General features: G+C 64.4%; 20 protein-coding genes. 9 read left to right on the top strand and 11 right to left on the bottom strand.

Annotated features, from left to right (window positions below):
* Positions 1-148: 148 nt before the first annotated feature.
* Together AC1Q6C_RS27680 and AC1Q6C_RS27675 are read right to left on the bottom strand one after the other, a co-directional pair.
* Positions 149-595, bottom strand: coding sequence for an SCO2097 family morphological protein (locus tag AC1Q6C_RS27680; protein WP_003941660.1), 447 nt, complete (start codon positions 593-595; stop codon positions 149-151).
* A gap of 237 nt (positions 596-832) precedes the next feature.
* A complete protein-coding gene (locus AC1Q6C_RS27675; protein WP_225320059.1) occupies positions 833-1,384 on the bottom strand; it encodes an SAV_6107 family HEPN domain-containing protein in 552 nt (183 codons plus the stop codon).
* Positions 1,385-1,531: 147 nt separating this feature from the next.
* On the opposite strand from AC1Q6C_RS27675, the gene AC1Q6C_RS27670 reads away from it, so the two are divergent.
* From AC1Q6C_RS27670 to AC1Q6C_RS27660, 3 genes are all read left to right on the top strand, one after another.
* Positions 1,532-2,137: a GNAT family N-acetyltransferase gene (locus AC1Q6C_RS27670; RefSeq protein ID WP_003941672.1), complete on the top strand. Its 606-nt coding sequence runs from the start codon at positions 1,532-1,534 to the stop codon at positions 2,135-2,137.
* Positions 2,134-3,732, top strand: coding sequence for a phytoene desaturase family protein (locus AC1Q6C_RS27665; RefSeq protein ID WP_230358787.1), 1,599 nt, complete (start codon positions 2,134-2,136; stop codon positions 3,730-3,732). The genes AC1Q6C_RS27670 and AC1Q6C_RS27665 overlap by 4 nt, the downstream gene beginning before the upstream one ends.
* 70 nt (positions 3,733-3,802) lie before the next feature.
* Positions 3,803-4,597, top strand: a complete 795-nt coding sequence (locus tag AC1Q6C_RS27660; RefSeq protein WP_063892119.1) for an LppM family (lipo)protein — start codon at positions 3,803-3,805, stop codon at positions 4,595-4,597.
* A 48-nt stretch (positions 4,598-4,645) separates the two neighbouring features.
* Here the strand turns inward: AC1Q6C_RS27660 and AC1Q6C_RS27655 are convergent, their stop codons facing one another.
* Positions 4,646-5,635 (bottom strand): methylenetetrahydrofolate reductase, encoded by a 990-nt coding sequence (locus tag AC1Q6C_RS27655; protein ID WP_003941803.1) that lies wholly within the window; start codon positions 5,633-5,635, stop codon positions 4,646-4,648.
* 170 nt (positions 5,636-5,805) lie between these two features.
* Here AC1Q6C_RS27655 and AC1Q6C_RS27650 point away from each other — a divergent pair, with 170 nt between their 5' ends.
* The 4 genes from AC1Q6C_RS27650 to AC1Q6C_RS27635 all read left to right on the top strand — a co-directional run bounded on the left by AC1Q6C_RS27650 (position 5,806) and on the right by AC1Q6C_RS27635 (position 11,171).
* Positions 5,806-6,945, top strand: a complete 1,140-nt coding sequence (locus AC1Q6C_RS27650) for a polyprenyl synthetase family protein (protein WP_003941696.1) — start codon at positions 5,806-5,808, stop codon at positions 6,943-6,945.
* Positions 6,946-6,947: 2 nt separating this feature from the next.
* Positions 6,948-8,540, top strand: a complete 1,593-nt coding sequence (gene crtI, locus AC1Q6C_RS27645; RefSeq protein ID WP_003941668.1) for a phytoene desaturase family protein — start codon at positions 6,948-6,950, stop codon at positions 8,538-8,540.
* 98 nt (positions 8,541-8,638) lie between these two features.
* Complete coding sequence (locus AC1Q6C_RS27640; protein WP_003941737.1) at positions 8,639-10,216, top strand: alpha-(1->6)-mannopyranosyltransferase A; 1,578 nt, start codon at positions 8,639-8,641, stop codon at positions 10,214-10,216.
* A 10-nt stretch (positions 10,217-10,226) separates the two neighbouring features.
* Positions 10,227-11,171 carry a phytoene/squalene synthase family protein gene (locus AC1Q6C_RS27635; RefSeq protein ID WP_007730072.1) on the top strand — a complete coding sequence of 315 codons (945 nt, stop codon included), beginning with the start codon at positions 10,227-10,229 and terminating at the stop codon, positions 11,169-11,171.
* 20 nt (positions 11,172-11,191) lie between these two features.
* Here the strand turns inward: AC1Q6C_RS27635 and AC1Q6C_RS27630 are convergent, their stop codons facing one another.
* Positions 11,192-11,560, bottom strand: coding sequence for an Rv2175c family DNA-binding protein (locus AC1Q6C_RS27630; RefSeq protein ID WP_003941747.1), 369 nt, complete (start codon positions 11,558-11,560; stop codon positions 11,192-11,194).
* 303 nt (positions 11,561-11,863) lie between these two features.
* On the opposite strand from AC1Q6C_RS27630, the gene pknB reads away from it, so the two are divergent.
* Together pknB and AC1Q6C_RS27620 are read left to right on the top strand one after the other, a co-directional pair.
* Positions 11,864-13,927 (top strand): Stk1 family PASTA domain-containing Ser/Thr kinase, encoded by a 2,064-nt coding sequence (pknB, locus tag AC1Q6C_RS27625; protein ID WP_003941667.1) that lies wholly within the window; start codon positions 11,864-11,866, stop codon positions 13,925-13,927.
* A gap of 27 nt (positions 13,928-13,954) precedes the next feature.
* Entirely contained in the window at positions 13,955-14,383 is a 429-nt protein-coding gene (locus tag AC1Q6C_RS27620) for a protein-tyrosine phosphatase family protein (protein WP_003941706.1), read from the top strand.
* An 83-nt stretch (positions 14,384-14,466) separates the two neighbouring features.
* Here the strand turns inward: AC1Q6C_RS27620 and AC1Q6C_RS27615 are convergent, their stop codons facing one another.
* The 7 genes from AC1Q6C_RS27615 to AC1Q6C_RS27585 all read right to left on the bottom strand — a co-directional run bounded on the left by AC1Q6C_RS27615 (position 14,467) and on the right by AC1Q6C_RS27585 (position 20,647).
* On the bottom strand, positions 14,467-15,852 hold the full coding sequence (locus AC1Q6C_RS27615) for a class II 3-deoxy-7-phosphoheptulonate synthase (protein ID WP_007730070.1): 1,386 nt from the start codon (positions 15,850-15,852) through the stop codon (positions 14,467-14,469).
* A 90-nt stretch (positions 15,853-15,942) separates the two neighbouring features.
* Positions 15,943-16,434 carry a polyadenylate-specific 3'-exoribonuclease AS gene (locus AC1Q6C_RS27610; protein ID WP_003941683.1) on the bottom strand — a complete coding sequence of 164 codons (492 nt, stop codon included), beginning with the start codon at positions 16,432-16,434 and terminating at the stop codon, positions 15,943-15,945.
* A gap of 66 nt (positions 16,435-16,500) precedes the next feature.
* The gene (locus AC1Q6C_RS27605; protein WP_003941692.1) at positions 16,501-17,307 is read right to left on the bottom strand and encodes a lysophospholipid acyltransferase family protein; all 807 of its coding nucleotides are present in this window, start codon (positions 17,305-17,307) and stop codon (positions 16,501-16,503) included.
* Positions 17,308-17,401: 94 nt separating this feature from the next.
* Positions 17,402-18,442, bottom strand: coding sequence for an ROK family protein (locus tag AC1Q6C_RS27600; RefSeq protein WP_492666914.1), 1,041 nt, complete (start codon positions 18,440-18,442; stop codon positions 17,402-17,404).
* A 124-nt stretch (positions 18,443-18,566) separates the two neighbouring features.
* Positions 18,567-18,962, bottom strand: coding sequence for a hypothetical protein (locus tag AC1Q6C_RS27595; RefSeq protein ID WP_007730069.1), 396 nt, complete (start codon positions 18,960-18,962; stop codon positions 18,567-18,569).
* Positions 18,959-20,209 (bottom strand): ArsA family ATPase, encoded by a 1,251-nt coding sequence (locus tag AC1Q6C_RS27590; protein ID WP_003941793.1) that lies wholly within the window; start codon positions 20,207-20,209, stop codon positions 18,959-18,961. The genes AC1Q6C_RS27595 and AC1Q6C_RS27590 overlap by 4 nt, the downstream gene beginning before the upstream one ends.
* A complete protein-coding gene (locus AC1Q6C_RS27585; protein WP_003941701.1) occupies positions 20,210-20,647 on the bottom strand; it encodes an SRPBCC family protein in 438 nt (145 codons plus the stop codon).
* Positions 20,648-20,662: the final 15 nt, after the last annotated feature.

Here is a 20,662-nt window from a genome sequence, read left to right as displayed (position 1 = left end):
CACACCCCCACACCCCCAACAACACCAGTGTGTGTGTGTCGACACTTTTGTTCCCCCCCCGCCACACGTGTGGTCGTCCGTGCCCTGAAGAGGGCGTCACGTCCGAACTGCATCACTCTCGAAGTACGCCCGAAGAAGGGCGGGAGAGCTAGTCCTGCTCGAACCTGCGTTTGAATCGATCTTCCATCCGCGACGAGAATCCGCCGCCGGACTTCCGGCCGCGTCCCCGCCCGGATCCGCCGGCACTACCCCTACCCGGCGGACCGGAGGGATGATTGCCACCTTCGGAAGCGGAGTCGGCGGCCGGCGCAGACTTACGTCCACCACCCCAGAGGAACAACACCCCTGCGCCGAACATGAACAAGAAACCGAACAGGCTGATGATCGGAAAACCGCCCGGCTTGAGCGGGAGTGCAACCCCCGCGATCAGCAGGACCAGACCCAGCACGAATAGAGCCGCTGCTTGGAACCGCCGTCTACTCGACGGCGCCCGCATACGGCCGCCCCTCACATTGGAGGCGAACTTGGGGTCTTCGGCATAGAGAGCGCTCTCGATCTGATCGAGCATGCGCTGCTCGTGCTCGGAGAGTGGCACGGTACCTCCCCCGGCACTGGAAGTTTGGCAACCACCCCACGGTGTGAGGCGGCGGGTAATCAAGTTGGACGATTACCTGTTTTCATAATACGAGCAGTTTAGGTCTCGGACCACCAACTCCGGGTACGAGTTCCGCCACAAGCGTACGTATTCGTGCCGAAGGGCCCCGATTCGGCTCCATTTGCCTGTGCGGACCAGGAAATTCCCCGGAAACAACTGCCGACACGGACCATTTGTTCACGACGCTCGCAAATGCTCGGACGCGTCCTGACCGATGAAATCTTCGACCGCCGTGAGAAAACGGCCGACCTCGGCGAAGAATGCGTCGGAATCGGAGTCCGTGATCACGATCGACACGCCGGTTTCCACGGCCGCACGCGTAGCGGACCACCCTGCGAAGAATTTCGACCACGCTCCGAACGCGGGCGCTGCGGCGTCCATCAGAACCCACGCGTTTCCACTTCGCTTGCGCTTCGAGCCGGCACCGGCAGGAGCTGCGGCCAACACTGCCCCGGCACCACGTAGGGCCGCCAGGTAGGCACACCGGAACCGGTCGGCAGGATCGCCCGCCCCAATCGCTTCCTCTAAAAGCGCATCCGCCTTCCGGAGCAGCCCCCACGCCACACCGGACTTTCCCACTCGAGCAGTGCGGTCGCTGGCGTCACTCGCGCCGAAGGACCGCCTCGCCGACATCGGCAATCGAGAAATTGCGGCATCCGACGGACTCGACAACTCGGCAGGAAGAGTTCGTTGGCACTTCACACGTTCAGGCTTCACACGCTCGGACATCGGGGCACCTCCTGCACCGTGAGGATCCAAGACCAGGTGGTCCGGAGATGCCCGCTTCCCTTCGGGCATCTCCGGATCACCCACATCGAACATCTGTTCGACCTATTCAATATAACTGCACCCACCGACACGCCGTCAAGAGAAGAGGTGAGACCGGTCGACCCGCAGATCGCCTGGACACCACATACGGTCGACCTCGATCGCGCAGAATTCGCGAGTCGACTCCACGAGGCACTGGCCGTGTACGTCACCGCGATGGACTATCCGCGAGGAACCGAGTTCCATCGCGCACCGATGTGGCAGGAGCACGCGAACCGGCCTGGCTGGAAGGCAGTCGGCGCTTTGGCGGTTCCTCAGCAACCGTCACACGAAAATCTGCCGCTGGTGGGGATCGCTTACGGGTATCGCGGGAGCCCGGACCAGTGGTGGCATCAACAGGTACTGCACGGGCTTCGGCGCTCGGGTCGTCCCCAGAGCGAGATCGACGCGATTCTGAGCGACTACTTCGAACTCACCGAACTCCACGTGCATCCGAACGGACAAGGTCACCGGTTGGGCGAATCGCTCTTGCGTCACCTCCTCGTCGATCGACCCGAACGCAGTGTTCTGTTGTCGACACCCGAGGTGTACGACGAGGACAACCGAGCCTGGCGGCTGTACCGTCGCCTCGGCTTTCGTGACGTGCTCCGCAGATTTCGTTTTGCCGGCGACAACCGGCCGTTCGCAGTCCTCGGCCGTGGACTCCCACTGTGAGCGCGCTTCTCGACGCCGTCGTCGTCGGCTCCGGACACAACGCGCTCGTATCGGCCGCCTACCTCGCACGCGAGGGTTGGTCGGTCGAGGTTCTGGAGAAGGACACGGTTCTCGGCGGCGCAGTCTCGACCGTCGAGCGATTTCCCGGATACAAGGTGGACCGGGGGTCGTCGGCACACCTCATGATCCGACACAGCGGCATCATCGAGGAACTCGGACTCGGCGCGCACGGACTGCGCTACATCGACTGTGACCCGTGGGCGTTCGCGCCGCCCGCCCCGGGCACCGACGGGCCGGGCATCGTGTTTCACCGCGACCTCGACGCAACCTGCTGGTCCATCGAACGAGCATGCGGGACAAAGGACGCCGACTCCTACCGGCGATTCGTCGCGGTCTGGTCGGAGCGCAGTCGACATGTCATGAAAGCGTTTTCCGCACCGCCCACCGGATCGAACCTGATCGGTGCGTTCGGAGGTCTCGCCACCGCACGCGGCAACAGCGAACTGTCTCGGCAGTTCCTCGCGCCTGGCGACGCACTGCTCGACGAGTATTTCGACAGTGAGGCACTCAAAGCAGCGCTTGCGTGGTTCGGCGCCCAGTCCGGGCCTGCGATGTCGGAACCGGGAACCGCTCCGATGGTCGGCTTCGCGGCCCTCATGCACATCTTGCCGCCAGGGCGAGCAGTCGGTGGAAGCGGCGCACTGAGTGCTGCGTTGGCCTCCCGGATGGCCGTCGACGGCGCCACGGTCGCGCTCGGTGACGGCGTGACGTCGATCCGCCGAAACTCGAGTCACTGGACCGCCACAACCAAGAGCGGTCGAGAAGTTCACGCTCGCAAGGTAATCGCCGGGTGCCACATCCTGACCACGCTCGACCTCCTGGGCCGAGGGGGCTTCGACCGAACCACGCTCGATCACTGGCGGCGGAAAATCAGGGTCGGCCCCGGCATCGGCGCGGTACTTCGACTGGCGACATCCGCGCTTCCGTCGTACCGCGGCGACGCCACGACACGGGAAAGTACCTCGGGATTGCAATTACTCGTCTCCGATCGCGCACACTTGCGCACTGCACACGGCGCAGCACTGGCGGGGGAACTTCCTCCTCGCCCTGCGGTTCTCGGAATGAGTTTCAGCGGAATCGATCCCACGATCGCCCCGGCCGGTCGGCATCAGGTGACACTGTGGTCGCAGTGGCAACCGTATCGCCTCAGCGGACATCGCGATTGGGCATCGGTCGCCGAGGCGGAGGCCGACCGGATCGTCGGCGAGATGGAGGCTTTCGCACCCGGGTTCGCCGATTCCGTCCTCGACCGGTTCATTCAGACCCCCCGGGACATCGAGTCGGAATTGGGGATGATCGGCGGAAATGTCATGCACGTCGAGATGTCACTCGATCAGATGATGTTGTGGCGACCGCTTCCGGAACTGTCCGGCCATCGCGTTCCGGGAGCAGACGGGTTGTATCTGACCGGAGCATCGACTCATCCCGGTGGCGGTGTGTCCGGAGCCAGTGGTCGCAGTGCGGCTCGAATCGCACTGTCGGACAGCCGCCGGGGCGCGACTCGTCGTTGGATGCGTCGTTCGAGCAGGTCGTGAAGGTCACCCGCCGAACTTCACCCGCCGACACGCCCCCGCCTCGATGACTGGCTACGCCACGGCTGGCACGATGACCACTGTGCAACAGTCCACCGATCCCGCCGCCAAGCCGACCAGTCGGAAACGTTTCCTGACGGTTGCCGCGCTCGCCCTCATGCTTGTTCCCTTGCTTGCCGGGTGCATCCGCGTGCAGGTGTCGATGGGAGTGTCCGCGAACGATCGTGTGACCGGACAGGTGGTAGCTGCCGCTATTCCGGCGAACGAGGCGGACAAGGGTCCGCAGCTGACCCCACCTTCGTCGCTGGAGGACAAGATACGGGTTCAGGAGTACAAGAAGGACGGGTACGTCGGCAGCCAGGCGTTCTTCAGCGACTTGTCCTTCGGTGACGTCGCCCAACTGGGCTCCATGTACGCCGAGGGGTCCGGGTCGTTCCAGATCACCCTCAAGCGATCCGGGGACACCGTCACGCTCGACGGCAAGGCAGACCTGAAGACGGTTCCAACTCAGGGCGCCGACGTCCAGGTCAGCATCGCCTTCCCGGCACGGGTCGGCACGACCAACGGAACACGAGACGGCGATTCCCGGGTGTCGTGGACCTTGCCCGCCGGCGAGGTGTCGACAATGCGCGCCGAGGTCAACTACGCGGACCCAAGCACCCGAAGCTTCGCCGGGTGGGCAGGAATCATGGCCGGGCTGGCGCTCGGTGTCGCGATTGTCGTCGGTGCGATGGCCTGGATGGCGCGCAATCGAGCACCGATCAAGCGCGCGCCCGCCGCGAAAGCACCGGTCATGAAGACGCCTGTCACGAAATCACCTGCCAGCAAGCAAGCTGACAACAGGAATCCGAAAAACACCACGAAGTAGCGCCTGGCGATTGCCCCACTCGATTGGTGTCGAGCGGGGCAACCGGGATCAGACGGCTTGCGCTGTCCCGACAGAGGTGTCGGGGGTGAGACCGAGTCGCTCGAGGACCTCACTGGTGGCGCGCGCAAAGTTCAAAGTGATGAAGTGCAGGCACGGAGCGCCTTCGGCGATCAACCGCTCACCCATCTCGGTGGCCAGATCGATGCCGAGTTCGCGGACCGCTGCACGGTTCTCGTCCGGACCGCTTCCGGCCGCGGCGTCGAATCGACGCTCGAGAGCGGGGGGCAACGACGAGCCCGAGAGCTCGAGCATGCGCCGCACCGAGCGCAGCGACGTCACCGGCATGATCTCCGGGATGATCGGCTTGGCGCCCTGTTCTGCGTCGTACGCACTCACCCGGTCACGAAGACGCAGGTAGTCCTCCACGTCGAAGAACATCTGCGTGATCGAGTACTCGGCGCCGGCACGCAACTTCGACACCAGGTACTTCGTGTCGTATGCCAAGTCCGGAGCGCGGTAGTGCCCCTCGGGGAACGACGCGACGCCGACGTGGAAGTCGCCCAGGTCACGGACCATCCGCACGAGTTCCTCGGCGTACTCGACGCCTTCGGGATGCTTCTTCCATTCGCCGAGCGGATCGCCGGGCGGATCGCCGCGCAATACGAGGATGTTGCTGATCCCACGATCGGCGTAGGCACCGACCATGGCGCGAAGCTCTTCGGTGCTGTGTGAGACAGCAGTCAGGTGAGCAACCGGCAGCAGGGTCGTCTCTTCGGCAAGTTCGCCGGTGACACGCACCGTACGATCGCGCGTCGAGCCACCTGCGCCGTAGGTCATCGAGACGAATGCCGGTCCGAGCCGCTCGAAGGTACGCACCGCACGCCACAGGCGCGCTTCGGCGTCCGCGTCACGCGGCGGCGAAAACTCGACCGAGAACGGAATACGGCTACCTGTCGAGGAAGCGATCCGATCGACGATCGACGGTGTTCGGGTGGCCCATCCCTCGCTGGAGCGGCCCCTGACTGGATCGAATGTCACCGGTCAAGCATATGTTTTCCAGCTGCAAACAAGCTCATCGCCCAGTACTGCGTATCCCGAATGTCAGGATCGCGCAGTTCACGGCCCGACCCGCCGTTGATTCCAACCCCCACTAAGCTGGGCTCCAAGCTCGCTTCCGTGTAACCCTCCGGCGCGAGAACATACCGATCTTGGAGGCCACCCTGTCCGCAGGAACCGCGCGCGTTGGACAGAGTTCGACCAACACCGCACCGCATCCGACCTCACTCGAACTGCCGGGTCTGTTCGAAGCAGCGCTCCGCGACTTCTTCGATTCACGCCGCGAACTCGTCTCGAACATCGGCGGTGGATACGAGGAGGCCGTCAGCACCCTCGAGGCCTTCGTCCTGCGCGGAGGAAAGCGCGTCCGACCGTCGTTCGCCTGGACGGGATGGCTCGGCGCCGGAGGCGACCCGAACGGTAAGAACGCAGACGCGGTGATTCGTGCGTGCGCCGCCCTCGAACTGGTGCAGGCCTGCGCGCTCGTCCACGACGACATCATCGACGCATCCACGACCAGGCGCGGCTTCCCGACCGTTCACGTCGAATTCGAGAACCAGCACCGAGACGAGGAGTGGAGCGGCGATTCCGCGCACTTCGGCGAGGCCGTCGCCATTCTTCTCGGCGACCTGGCCTTGGCCTGGGCGGACGACATGATCCGAGAATCCGGGATCAGCCCCGAGGCGGCCGCACGTGTCAGCCCGGTCTGGTCGGCAATGCGCACCGAGGTGCTCGGTGGCCAATTCCTCGACATCAGCAACGAAGCCCGAGGCGACGAGACCGTCGAGGCAGCCATGCGGGTCAACCGCTACAAGACCGCCGCGTACACGATCGAACGCCCACTGCACCTCGGCGCCGCGCTGTTCGGTGCGGACGCCGAGTTGGTCGATGCCTACCGGACCTTCGGCACGGACATCGGTATCGCCTTCCAACTTCGCGACGACCTGCTCGGTGTCTTCGGAGATCCGTCCGTCACGGGCAAACCGTCGGGCGACGATCTCATCGCCGGTAAGCGAACTGTCCTGTTCGCGATGGCGCTTGCCCGCGCCGACGCCGCAGATCCGGCGGCAGCAGAACTGCTCCGCAACGGAATCGGCACGCAGCTGACCGACACCGAGGTCGACACTCTGCGCCAGGTGATCACCGATCTGGGCGCCGTCACCGACGTCGAAACGCAGATCGACACCCTCGTCGAGGCAGCTGCGAACGCCCTCGACTCGAGCACGGCAACGGCAGAGTCCAAGGCTCGCCTGACCGACATGGCGATCGCGGCCACGAAGCGAAGCTACTGACCGTGGCACACGTGCACCGCACTCGAACCGTCAGCTCGCCGACCGATCGAGTCGTGATCGTCGGCGCGGGACTTGCCGGACTGTCTGCGGGGTTGTATCTGCGTGGCGCCGGCCGCGACGTTACGATTCTCGAGAGCAACAGCTCGGTCGGTGGGCGAGTCGGTGTCTACCAGGGCAATGACTACAGCATCGACAACGGCGCAACGGTGCTCACGATGCCCGAACTCGTCGAAGACGCCCTTGCGGCCGTCGGCGCCGACCCAGCCTCGACAAACCCCAAATTCGTTGTGCACAAGCTCGATCCGACGTACCACGCGCGATTCGCAGACGGCACCGCTCTCGATGTCCACGCCGACCCAGAAGACATGGCTGCCGAAGTCTCCCGTGTCTGCGGGCCGGAAGAAGCGCAGCGATACCGTGCGTTGCGGCAATGGCTGAACCGGATCTTCGACGCGGAATTCGACCGCTTCATGGACGCCGACTTCGATTCTCCCCTCGGACTGGTCAATTCGCGTGACGCAGTCAAAGATCTGAGCCGGCTCGTCGCACTGGGAGGATTCGGGAAACTGGGCGGGCAGGTGGATCGCAAGATCCGCGACCCTCGCCTCCGGCGGATCTTCACCTTCCAAGCGCTGTATGCGGGCGTTGCTCCGTCTCGGGCCCTCGCGGTGTACGGGGCGATCGCTCACATGGACACCTCACTCGGCGTCTACTTCCCCGAGGGCGGGATGCGCACGATCGCCGAGTCGATGGCCGACGCCTTCACCGAGGCCGGCGGAATTCTGCATCTCGGCCGCACTGTCGAACGCCTCGAGGTGAGCGATCGGCGCGTGCACACCGTTCACACACGCGACGGCGAGCGCTTCGACTGTGACGCCGCCGTCCTCACTCCCGACATGGCCGTCACGGACTCGCTGTTGCGCCCGCATACGCGATTGCGTCCGCGCCCGGTGCGTACATCGCCGTCCGCTGTCGTGATTCACGGCACTGTTTCCTCCGCGGTCGCCGACGAATGGCCCGCGCAGCGACACCACATGATCGACTTCGGCGAGGCGTGGAAGCGTACCTTCGCCGAGATCACGGCACGCCGCGGCCGCGGGCGACTGATGAGTGATCCGTCACTGCTCGTCACCCGACCGGCACAGACCGATCCGAGCCTGGCCTTCTCGCGAGACGGCCGAATCCGTGAACCGCTGTCAGTCCTCGCGCCGTGTCCGAATCTGGACAGTGCAAGTCTCGACTGGTCGACTCTCGGCCCGCCCTACGTGCGCGAAATCATCCTCACGCTGCAAGAACGTGGCTACACGGGACTGGTCGAAGGGTTCGAGATCGATCACGTCGACACCCCGCAGACCTGGCTTGAGAAGGGCATGGCCGCGGGTAGCCCGTTCGCAGCGGCACACACCTTCACCCAGACGGGGCCGTTCCGACGCAAGAACCTCGCCCGCGGCTTCGACAACGTCGTTCTCGCCGGATCGGGAACCGTTCCGGGGGTGGGAGTACCGACCGTTCTGCTGTCCGGACGGCTCGCCGCCGAACGTATTACCGGTACACGCGAGCGAGCCAGCGCGGTGGGCACTCGTGCGAGCAACTAAACTGGCCCCTCGTAACCGACCATTCATCCACGATTCACCGACTCGGGCGCTGCACGCGCCGATCGACACCGATCTCCTCGGGGGAGGAACCTGCACCGATGACGTCCTCTGCCGCAGCCACTGAAAGACCGTGGCACCTAAGGGCCGCCAATTTCCTTCGGACTCCCGAAGGTCACAGTGCACTGCTCGGTTTCTTCGGCGCAGTCATGATCACTTTCGGCGGATTCGGTGCCGGTAGCGTCCGGCGCCAAGATCCGCTGCTCGAGTCGATGCATCTGTCCTGGCTCCGTTTCGGCCACGGATCGATTCTGTCGGCGGCCATCGTCTGGATCGGTGTCCTGTGCATGATCGCCGCCTGGGTTCGACTGGGCCGCTCGACTCTGCGCGGTGACGTCTCGTTGCGCGGCCTGCGCTACGTCGTCCCGGTCTGGACGTTTCCGCTGCTGTTCGCGGTGCCCATGTTCAGCCGTGACGCCTACTCCTACCTGGCGCAAGGCGCGTTGTTGCGCAACGGCTTCGACCCGTATGCCGTCGGCCCCGTCGTCAATCCGGGAATCCTGCTCGACAACGTCTCCAACGTGTGGACGACGACAACTACCCCGTACGGTCCGGTTCACCTTCTCCTTGCCGACGCCATCGTTCGGCTGACCGGCGAGAACGTCATCGCCGGCACGATGCTGTTGCGGATCACGATGCTGCCCGGACTCGCCCTGATGATGTGGGCCGTTCCCCATCTCGCGACGAAGCTCGGCGGAAACACCTCGATCGCCCTGTGGCTCGCAGTACTCAATCCCCTCGTCCTGATCCACCTGATCGGCGGCGTTCACAACGAGATGCTCATGGTCGGCCTCATGGCCGCAGGCATTGCGCTCGCTCTCGAACGCAAGCACCTCTTCGGGATCGGGCTGATCGCGCTCGCCGTCGCGATCAAGGCAACCGCAGGCGTCGCACTTCCCTTCATAGTCTGGATCTGGATGATCCACGAGCGGGAGGACGCCGCAGCGGCCGGGCGAGAACCGGCGTCACCGATCCGATCGTTCGTCAAGACAGCCGGCGCAGGTTTCGCGGTGTTCGTGGCGGTACTCGGATCCACCTCACTGATCGCCGGAGTCGGCCTCGGCTGGACGACGGCACTCTCCGGTTCGGCAAAGATCATCAACTGGCTCTCGCTGCCCACGATCGTGGCGCACATCGGAACCATGGCAACCTCCTGGTTCGCCGGCGACCATTTCAACGACATCCTCGAAGTCTCCCGGACCATCTCGGCGGTTGTGTTGATCGCGATCATCGCCGTCGTGTGGTGGCGCTACCGCAAGACCGAACGCGACGCCGTCATGGGCATCGTGATCGTGATGGTCGCCATCGTCGTTCTGTCCCCCGCAGCACTCCCCTGGTACTACTCCTGGCCGCTGGCAGTAGCGGCCGGTTTCGCAATGTCGCCGACGACTCTCGCCGTACTGACCGGGCTGTCCACCTGGCTGATGCTGGTGTTCCAGCCAGACGGATCGATCGGCCTGTACACCTTCCCGCACGTGGCTCTGGCCATCGTCGCTGCCGTGATCGCGGCGATGTCCTTGCAGACGGAAGACCCACTGCGACTTCGTGGACGCAAACACGAGAAACCGATCGAAATGACGTCAGCCGCCTCGGCGCCCTCGACGTCAGGATCTGCGTGATCCGCGTGTCATGAACGCACTGCCTGCGTCCTATGAATTCTGCGAGGACGTGACGAGGGAACACGGCCGAACGTACTTTCTGGCCACCCGGTTGTTGCCCGTACCTCGACGCCGCGCAGTTCATGCGCTCTACGCATTTGCTCGCGTCGTCGACGACATCGTGGACGAACCCTCGGGTCCGCATGAACGAGGCACGGTGCTCGCCGACGTCGAACGTGCAGCCGTCAACGCACTCGACAACCCCACTGCGACAGGTGGCTTCCCGTCGACGGTTCCCCTCGACCTGACACGCGTACTCCCGGCCTTCGCGGATGCTGTGAAGACGTTCGACATCCCGCGCGCATATTTCGACGCCTTCTTCGAGTCCATGCGGATGGACGCCCCCGACACGGCGAAGTTTCGACCCGTTTACAACACGATGGACGAACTCAGCGAGTACATGTACGGCTCTGCCGTCGTCATCGGTTTGCAGATGCTCCCGATTCTCGGAGTGAGCGTTCCGCAGCAGGAAGCGGTAGTGCCCGCGTCGAATCTCGGTGAGGCGTTTCAGCTGACCAACTTTATCCGCGACGTCGGTGAAGACCTCGACCGGGGACGTCTGTATCTACCGGCGGGCGAGTTCGCCGCATTCGGGGTCGACATCGAGATGCTCGAGCACGGGCGCAGAACCGGAACGGTGGACGTTCGGGTCAAGCGCGCGCTGGCACACTTCATTGCCGTGACGCGGGGGCGGTATCGGTCTGCCGAATCTGGCATCCCGATGCTCGATCGGCGGGTCCAGCCGTCGATCCGCACGGCTTTCGTGTTGTACGGAGCAATTCTCGACCAGGTCGAGCGCGCCGACTTCCGGATACTGCATCGACGTGTGTCCGTTCCCGGACGCACGCGACTTCGAGTCGCTGCGCCGGGTCTGGTCCGGTCGGCAACCTACGCGGCGAAAAACCGCATGCGGTGAGTTGTCAGAAGGCCGGCAGCTCAGAAAGCCATGGCCTGTGCGCGGCGGATGACCTCACGCGCGAGATCACCATGCAGTGCGTCCACCGGGCGCCCCGGCAGGGAATCGTCGGCCAGGAACAACCAGCGGAGGATTTCGACATCGGTGTAGCCGCCGTCGTGCAGCACCGCCAGCAGACCGGGCAGCCACTTGACGATCTGGCCGTCCTCGCCGAAGAACACTTCGGGGACACCGAGAACGCCATGCCGCTTGACTGCGATGATCTTGTGATCGCGAAGCAACTGGTGAACCTTGCTCACCGGCAACCCGACGTTCTTCGCCACATCCACCAGCTGGAACAGGGAAACCGAAGAATCCAGGACATCATCACAATAAGGAATCGCGCTCACCGCGAGAAGTTTATCCGGTCCGGCGAGCCCGCTGTGTACCGCCCGGTGCAGTGCTCGAAACTGCCGCTCCGCTCAGGTCACAGCGCTCTGTGACGTTCTCGAGACTTCCGCGTCGGTATCGCTGGCTACGATGGACGGGATGCGGCGTATCAGTAACCGGGATTTCGCGGTGGATGTAAATGGGTGCCCTCACTGCGGGAGCCAGTACGCGGTAAACAACCACCCACATGCCGACAGCTACCACCTAGACCGCAAGCAGACAGATCGCAAGCACGGAGGAACAGTCATTACGGAGGTCGAGGGTTGATCGGCGAAATGCTCGAGCGCCGCTATCGAGTGGACGCACCGATCGCGCGCGGCGGTATGTCGACCGTGTATCGAGGCCTCGATACACGGTTGGATCGACCTGTCGCGATCAAGGTGATGGACCCGCAATTCGCCGGCGATCCAGCGTTCCTGACTCGTTTCGAGTTCGAGGCCCGGGCCGTGGCCCGACTCAAGCATCCGGCCCTTGTGGCCGTCTACGACCAAGGCAGCGATCGCAATCACGTGTTCCTCGTGATGGAACTCGTCGACGGTGGAACCTTGCGTGAACTCCTTCGTGAGCGCGGACCGATGCCGCCACACGCAGTCGCTGCAGTCGTGGCACCTGTCCTGGACGCGTTGGCGGTGGCGCATCGAGCGGGACTGGTGCACCGTGACGTCAAACCCGAGAACATCTTGATCTCGGACACCGGCGAAGTGAAGATCGCCGACTTCGGATTGGTGCGTGCAGCTGCGGCAGCAACCACCACCTCCAACAGCGTGATCCTCGGCACCGCGGCCTATCTGTCGCCGGAACAGGTGACGTCAGGAATTGCCGACACTCGAAGCGACGTCTATTCCACCGGCGTGTTGATGTTCGAACTTCTCACCGGTACAACACCGTTCACCGGCGATACGTCACTCTCCATCGCCTACCAACGCATCCACGACGATGTCCCGCGCCCAGGTTCACGTATCCCCGGTGTACCGGCGCAGTTCGATCGTCTGGTTGCCGAAGCCACTCACCGCGAGCCCGCACATCGTTTCGCCGACGCCGGTGAGATGGCAGCTGCACTTCGCAGTGTGAGCGAGCAACTGGAACTTCCGTCATACCGCGTTCCCGCTCCGCGTCGAAGCGCCCAGCACCAGAGCGCGCAAGTTGCCCCGGCCCGGCCACAACCGGCGCCTGCGCCTCCCACGGAGGTACACCCGAACTCTGCTGCGCGCCCGAACCCTGCTGCCACGACGGTATTGGCGTCCGGCGTGGCCCCGGCTGTGGCAGCCACCACGGCGCTCGGCACGGGCTCTCCTCCCCCTGGCGGTATCCAGCACACTCGCGCGGTCACCGCACAAACTGCTCGTCCGGCGACGGTCGACGGCGACTCGGATTTCGACGACGGTTCCGATTTCGGCGACGACCACCCGGGGCACGACGATCCGCATGCTCATTTTGTCGAGGCACGACGCAAATCGCGACGAGCCACCCTGATCTGGCTGCTCGTCATCGCGGTCCTCGCGCTCGCGTTGGGCTTCGGCGGATGGTGGATGGGATCGGGCCGCTATACAGCCGTTCCCTCGATCGACGGGCTGACAAAGGACACTGCGGTCACCGCTCTGCAGGACGCCGGGCTCTCCCCCGACGTCCAGGGTCAGTACTCCGACGCCCAACCCATCGACACGGTGATCGGGACAGACCCGGCCTCCGGCTCCAGGGTTACCAAAGGCTCGACCGTCGCGCTGCTGACTTCGCTCGGGCGTCCGACTGTCCCGCCCATTCCGGCCGGCGGCGACGTCTCGGCCCTGGGCGCACAACTCGCCGATCGCACTCTCGTCGCGGTCGACGGCGGGGACACATTCAGCTCCAAGATCCCGATCGGCGGCGTGGCCGCGCTCGACCCGGCACCGGGAACCGAAGTTGCCGTGGGCTCCTCGGTCAAGGTCATCACATCCAAAGGGTCACCGCCCGTGGACATTCCCGATGTGAAGGGCATGTCCGAGAACGCTGCGCGCGCCGCCCTCGACAAGGTAGGTATCTCCGTCAGCACCACCAGAACAACGTTCGACGACGCCGTCGAGGGCGGTAGCGTGATCGGCACCGATCCCGCAGTCGGGTCCTCCGTCAACGCCGGCACCTCCGTGGTTCTCCTCATCTCCGACTCCGTCAAGGTTCCCTCGCTGATCGGCCGCTCCGTCTCCTCAGCACGCGAAGAACTCGGCCGCCTCGGCCTCGAGATCACCGTGCGTCAGCTCACCCAGAACGACAGCTCGGTCATCATCAGCCAGAGCGTCAAGAACGATCTCGTTGCCAAGGGCACCGACATCAGCGTCGTCGCAATTCCCTGACAGTCCGCTTCGGCCTAATCTGAATTCATGGCCACGTGGGAACCCGAGAGCATTGGGATACTCGACTTGCCGTCGGGGAGATCGATTCGGGGTCGAGGACTCCGCAATCCACTTCCTTCCGGACCTCTCCCCACCTTCGGCGTCTATCTGACCGGTAAAGAACCTCCCGACACCGAGTGGGAGTCGGAGTGGGTCCGCTGGCGAGATTTCTGGTTGCCGAGCGATCCCGATGCGCTGCGCAGGGCCTTGCACGAAGTGTGGGTGCGCTCGGAAACCGAAAGAGTCGAGATCGCTTGTGGTGGTGGATACGGCCGCACCGGAACAGCGTTGGCCGCTCTTGCCGTCATGGACGGAGTGCCCAGTAAGGACGCCACCGCGTACGTTCGCGCACGTTACTCACCTCGCGCCGTCGAAATGCCCTGGCAGCGCCGATTCGTCACACGATTCACGCAATAGCGAACGCCCCCACCTGCGCGAGCGGGTGAGGGCGTTTGCCGAAAATCAATGCCGGCGCGAATCAGCTTCGGCGAAGCAGGGTTTCAGCCTCGCAGCATCTCGGCCACGAGGAACGCGAGCTCCAACGACTGTTGGGTGTTCAATCGGGGGTCGCACGCCGTCTCGTAGCGACCGCCGAGATCGAGGTCGGAGATGTCCTGCGCGCCGCCGAGGCACTCGGTGACGTTCTCACCGGTCAGCTCGACGTGGATGCCACCCGGATGCGTGCCGAGACCGTTGTGGACCTCGAAGAATCCCTGAACCTCGTCGACGATGCGGTCGAAGTGGCGCGTCTTGTACCCGGTGGAGGCTTCGTGGGTGTTGCCGTGCATCGGATCGCACTGCCAGATGACCTGGTGACCGGTGGCTTGGACCTTCTCGATGATCGCCGGCAGCAGGTCGCGGACCTTGCCGTTGCCCATGCGCGAGATCAGAGTCAGACGACCCGGCTTGTTGGTGGGGTCGAGACGCTCGACGTATTCCACCGCCATTTCCGGCGTCGTGCTCGGGCCGATCTTGAGGCCGATCGGGTTGGACACCAACTCGGCGAAGGCGATGTGCGCGCCGTCGAGCTGACGAGTGCGGTCACCGATCCAGAGGAAGTGAGCCGACAGGTCGTAGAGCTTGGGGTGATCGCTGTCGTTGTCGAGACGCAGCATCGCGCGCTCGTAGTCGAGAACCAGGGCCTCGTGGCTGGCAAAGATCTGTGCCTGGTGCAGGCTCGGATCGGTGACGCCACACGCGTTCATGAACTGCAGGCCGCGGTCGATCTCGGCTGCCAGTTGCTCGTAGCGTGCGCCCGCGGGAGACGCTGCGACGAATTCGCGGTTCCAATCGTGCACCTTGTGCAGGTCGGCCATGCCGGCGCCGGTGAGTGCGCGAACCAGGTTCATCGCGGCGCTGGCGTTGGCGTATGCACGCACCAGTCGCGAAGGATCGTGGGCGCGGACTGCCTCGTCGGCGACGAGCGAGTTGATCATGTCGCCGCGGTAGGACTTCAGACCCAACGAGTCGATGTCGGCAGAGCGCGGTTTGGCGTACTGGCCGGCGATGCGAGCGACCTTGACGACCGGCATCGAGGAACCGTAGGTGAGCACGACGGCCATCTGCAGCAACGTGCGGATGTTTCCCTTGATGTGCGGCTCGGTGTTGTCCGCGAAGGTCTCGGCGCAGTCACCGCCCTGGAGCAGAAATGCCTCACCACGCGCGACCTGCGCGAGACGCTCTTGCAGCGCCTCGACTTCGCTGGCCACCGTGATGGGAGGCACGCTCTCGAGCACAGTCCGCATGGCGGCCGCCTGGTCAGCGGGCCACGAGGGCTGCTGAGCAGCGGGCTTCGCGAGCGCCTCGTCGAGCTGCTTACGCAGTCCGGCAGGCAGCGGCGGGAGTTCGGGCAAGCGGTCGATCGGCACGTCGACAGTCCAGTTCACCTCTACAGGATATTCGCTCGCTCGTCGGCGCGTCACACAGGCTCTCGATCGCAGCCCAATCGGAACACTTCCCGCGCACCGAAACCTGGGTCAGCGAAGTGACCGTGCAGCCGAAATGGCGTCGAACTTCACGAGGTTGTGCCTGGCGTCGGCAAGTGCGTCGTGTGCGTCGGCGGGCGCCGACGGGAGGGCAGGACTGCCGTTGTCTTCCCAGAACTGTCGGAGTTCGCGGGTGTACCGCGGCATCGACTGCGGTAGTTCCGTCATGTCGCCCCACAACTGGCACAGCGCGACGTGGTCGTAGGCGGCGACCCACGCCCAGAGCTCCGGAACCACCATCGGCCGCGGAACGAAGAATTTCAGAAGATCGTCGCGGATCTTCTCGCGTGATTTCCACAGCGGCGACGAAGGCTGCGGCAACTTCGGCAGCACGTTCTTGCGCACCCAACTACCGGCACGGGCGGGATCGAACTCCGTCGAAACCGCGTAGTACTCTCGGCCGTCCTCACAGACAACGCCGATGGACACGAGATCGATGGTTCGACCGTCTTCGATGAATTCACAGTCGTAGAAGTAGCGCACGTCCGAAAACTATGCCGCACGCGCAGGCTCTGGAGCCAATGCGCGTGCGGCCGGTGTGGGAAATCTCTAGCTGGCTTGTGCGTCCGGGAGCGAATCCTTGTCGGACTTCGCGGATTCCTTCGACTCGGCCGAGGCCACGAGATCGACAACCGACTCGCCGCCTTCCGCCGGAACGTCGACGGCAGCTTCGGGTTTCGTGGGCGCCTGGTTCTTGAGGCTTGCCGCGTAGATGTCCACGTACTCCTGGCCGGAGAGTTTCATCAACTTGTACATCACCTCGTCGGTCACAGCGCGCTCGACGAAGCGGTTTCCGCCCATGCCTTCGAAGCGGGAGAAATCGATGGGTTCGCCGACGATCACGGTGACCTTGGCGGGACGCCACATCCGTGAGCCGATCGGATTCATCTTGTCGGTGCCGACCATCGCTACCGGGATCACCTTGACGCCCGATTCAAGTGCGAGGCGCGCCATTCCGGTCTTGCCCTTGTAGAGGCGACCGTCAGGCGAGCGCGTCCCCTCGGGGTAGATACCCAGCAGGCTGCCCGAACCGAGGACCTTGAGACCGGCGTTGAGTGCATCCTGCGCCGCGTCTGCACCGGTTCGGTCGATAGGGACCTGACCGACCGCCGTGAAGAACCACTTCTGGAAAGCGCCCTTCAGACCGGAACCGGTGAAGTACTCACTCTTGGCAAGGAACGTGATGCGGCGGTTGACGCGAAGCGGAAGGTAGAACGAGTCCAGAACCGCCTGGTGATTGCTGGCCAGAATGGCCGCCCCGTCAGTCGGAATGTTCTCGTGACCCTTGACCGTCGGACGCCCGAGCAGCCAGAGAATCGGCCCCAGCAACACATACTTGAAGAGCCAATACCACACGGCGTCCCTCCCATTCACAGCTGAATTTCGCTGAGTACGACCTTACTGCCGACCGGTAACCCCCGCTACACACGCCCCTGCAGGATCGACCCGATCACAGTCCGGCAGACGTGGTTCCAGCGCCGTCGACCCCACCGAGATCCTGAGGCACTACCGATCGGGCCAAAGCGGCGGCGCCGACCATGCCCGCAGCTTCGCCCAGCTGAGCGGAACGGATGCGGGCCAGTGGGCGGTGCTTCGCCCCGGTCAACAATGTCGCGTATTGCTCGCGGGCGTCGTCGAGAAACAGTGGGGCAGAACTCGCGACGCCGCCGGCGATCACGACCAGATCGGGATCGTAGACGTCACCGACCATGGCCAGACCCACGGCCAGCCAACGGGTGAACTCGGCGATCGTTGCCAGCGCGAGTGGGTCACCGTCCTGCGCGGCGTTGGCGATCCGGCGACCGGTGAGCGAACCAGGATCCACCGCTACCTCACGCGCCAGGACCGTCGACGCGGCCGGGTCGGCGGCAAGCAGTTCGATTGCCGTGTCGACGAGCGCCGTTCCGCTGCAATAGCGCTCCCAACACCCACGTTTGCCACACGCGCACTGACGCCCGCCCGGAACGACCTGGATGTGGCCCAGTTCGGGAGCGACGCCGTGACTCCCCCGGTACAGCTCACCGTTGATCAGCAGCGCTCCACCGATTCCGGTCCCGATCGCCACCATCACGACATTGCGGCCACCTGCGGCCGCGCCGAATCGGTGCTCCGCGAACGCCGCTGCATTGGCGTCGTGTTCGAGAACGACCGGCAAGCCGAGCCGCTTGCTCAAGTCACTTCCGACCGGCGCGTCCACCCATGGCAAGTGCGGAGCGAACCGAACCGAGCTTCGATCGGAGGTGATGAAGCCGGCGACCGCCAACCCCACGGCCGATACCTCGTGCCTGGTGACCAATTCGCGCACGACGCGATCGAGACCGTCTTCGAGTGCCCTGGCCGACTGCGGGGTCGGGGCTTGAATCATCTCGAGCACTTGTCCGTCGACGTCCACGATGGAGGCCCTGATACTCGTCCCGCCGACGTCGATGCCGACCGTCAAGATGTCGTCCATGGTGGAGTCGGAGACCGCTTTCAAGCGGCGCGCGCTCATCGCGACGATTCCCGCGCGAGCGGCGTCCGCTGGAGTGCGCACCCTGAATCGGTGCCTCGTGCGTCGGTGACCATTGTGTCGATTGTGCTCATCTCGGGCCGTTCGCTCTACCCGGGGTACTGAGTCAGTCCTTGACCGTCACGTTGATCGGGACAAATGCCGCCGTGCGAGTTCGCTCCGCACCTGGCGTCGTCGGACCGCCTTCGGGTCCACGATCGGGGCCTGACGGCCCCCCGAGAAACTCGTCGAGAATCTCACGAAGCAACGCAAGGAATGCTGCTGCTTGACCCGCGAGGAATGCCAACAGTTCGTGGTGCTCACCGCGAACCAGTGCGGCGAGGGCGCACACCGGGCACCAGCTGCAGCCGGTGAACACCGGCTGCGTGTCCGTGGACGCCGAGTCACTCGCAACGTCTGCCGTCGCTGCTGCGGCCTTCTGCAGCACCGGTTCCAGGCGCGTCAGAACGGTTTCCGCCAGCGCGCGAAACTCCGCGACGAGGCGCTCGTGCTCTTCGCTCATACCGGCCACACCGCGGGATCCGGGCTGAACCGGATGATCAGGTAACTGCCGTCCAACTCCGCCCCGTTCACGACACAACGACGCAGCACCGACGCCAAACGAACTCTGCGTCGTACGCCGTCTGCTCCCACCAGCACATCGTCCTCCACCCGGCCCAACGACAACGACGACGGATCCACGAGCGGAAGGTACATCCGCATCACGTACACCGAATCGACTCCGGTCCCGGACTCCAACGACACCACGATGTTGTCCGCGGTACCGACGGTGCCCGAATCCGTGCCCGCTCCACCCTCGAACGTGGCCGCGATCTCGCCCAGAGCGGCCAACCCTACCGGTTCGGCGCAAGCGCGTTCGACCGTTGTGACGGACATTCCATCGGTTGATCCACGCAGTTCGTCCACGACGAGTGCCTGAGCCGCCCGGATCGACGCGAGCCACTGCGCCGCCGGTGAATCGTCGACACCCTTCCCGGCGGACGAGTTGAACTGCGGGACAAGGTTGTTGACCACAATCCCGTCAACTCGCAACCCGGCCAGAGCCAGCCCGGACAACGTCCGACGAGTCGCCGCGACCGACACGCCGTCGGCCGACGTCACCACACGCACGCCGGTGTTCTCCCGATCCGAGAGGTGAACCGCGATCCGATCCACCGACGCGAGCACGCGTTCGACGACGGACACGAGCAGGAGCAGCCGCATGTCCGTACCTGTCACAGCGACCATCCGCCTGTGCCGCGGCCACAATCGCTCGAGATACTCCGACACCATCGACGGCGAGCCGAGTATCCGCAGCGCTTCGGCTGCGGCCGGACAGTCCACGATCACGACGTCGTAGTCGCCGCTGTCCGAGAGGTCGACGATCTCGGCGAGCCCGAGCATGTCTTGGATGCCCAGGGATCCCGTCAACTCTTCCGGTTCCAAGCCCTCGAACGACGAACCGTGTTCGTGATCTCCCGCTCCGAAAGTTCCTGCAGCGTCGATCAACCCCGACAATCCTCGGAACTTGTCCTCGAGGAGCGCTGACGTGTCGAGTTGCCGGACGTCGAGACGCTCGGTGAGAGATGTGGTCGTTCGCGGATTCGGCACGCCCAGGACGTCTGCAAGAGAACCTGCCTGATCGATCGACACGAGCAGCACTCTCGCCCCATCGGTCGCAGCCGACACAGCAGTCGCTGCGGCAAGCGTCGTCGTGCCTACTCCGCCTTTACCGACGAACAGTTGGACGCGCGATCGTTGCTCCGGCACTCAGCCCTCGACTCGCTTCTTCAGTTCCTTCAGAGCTGTGTCGGTGATGATCTTCTCGGCCTTGCGCTTGAACAGTCCGATCATCGGAATCGTCAGGTCGACCGTCAACTCGTAGGTGACCGACGTGGTGCCGTTCGGGCCGGGCTCGAGTGTGTACGAACCGAATTGGGACTTCTGAATCTCGCCCGAGATCAGCTCCCAACTCACCGCCATACCGTCCGGTGCCCACGAATACTGCAGTTCGTAGGTGTCCTTCACCATCCCCGCGTCGAGGACGAAACGTACTCGGTCCGCGCGGCCGCCCTGTCCCGGCGCCGTCACCTCGACGGACTTCGCCGCGGCCACCCACTCGGGGTACCGCTCGAAATCGGCGATGACGTCCATCACGGCGTCGGCAGGAGCGTCGATGCTGATCAACCCCTTGGTCTTCTCGGCCATACGACTGCGCTACCT

The organism is Rhodococcus sp. MT28, from assembly GCF_058792695.1.
Note: the sequence above shows the minus strand (reverse complement) of the source record. Positions and strands in the feature narration are given on the sequence as shown.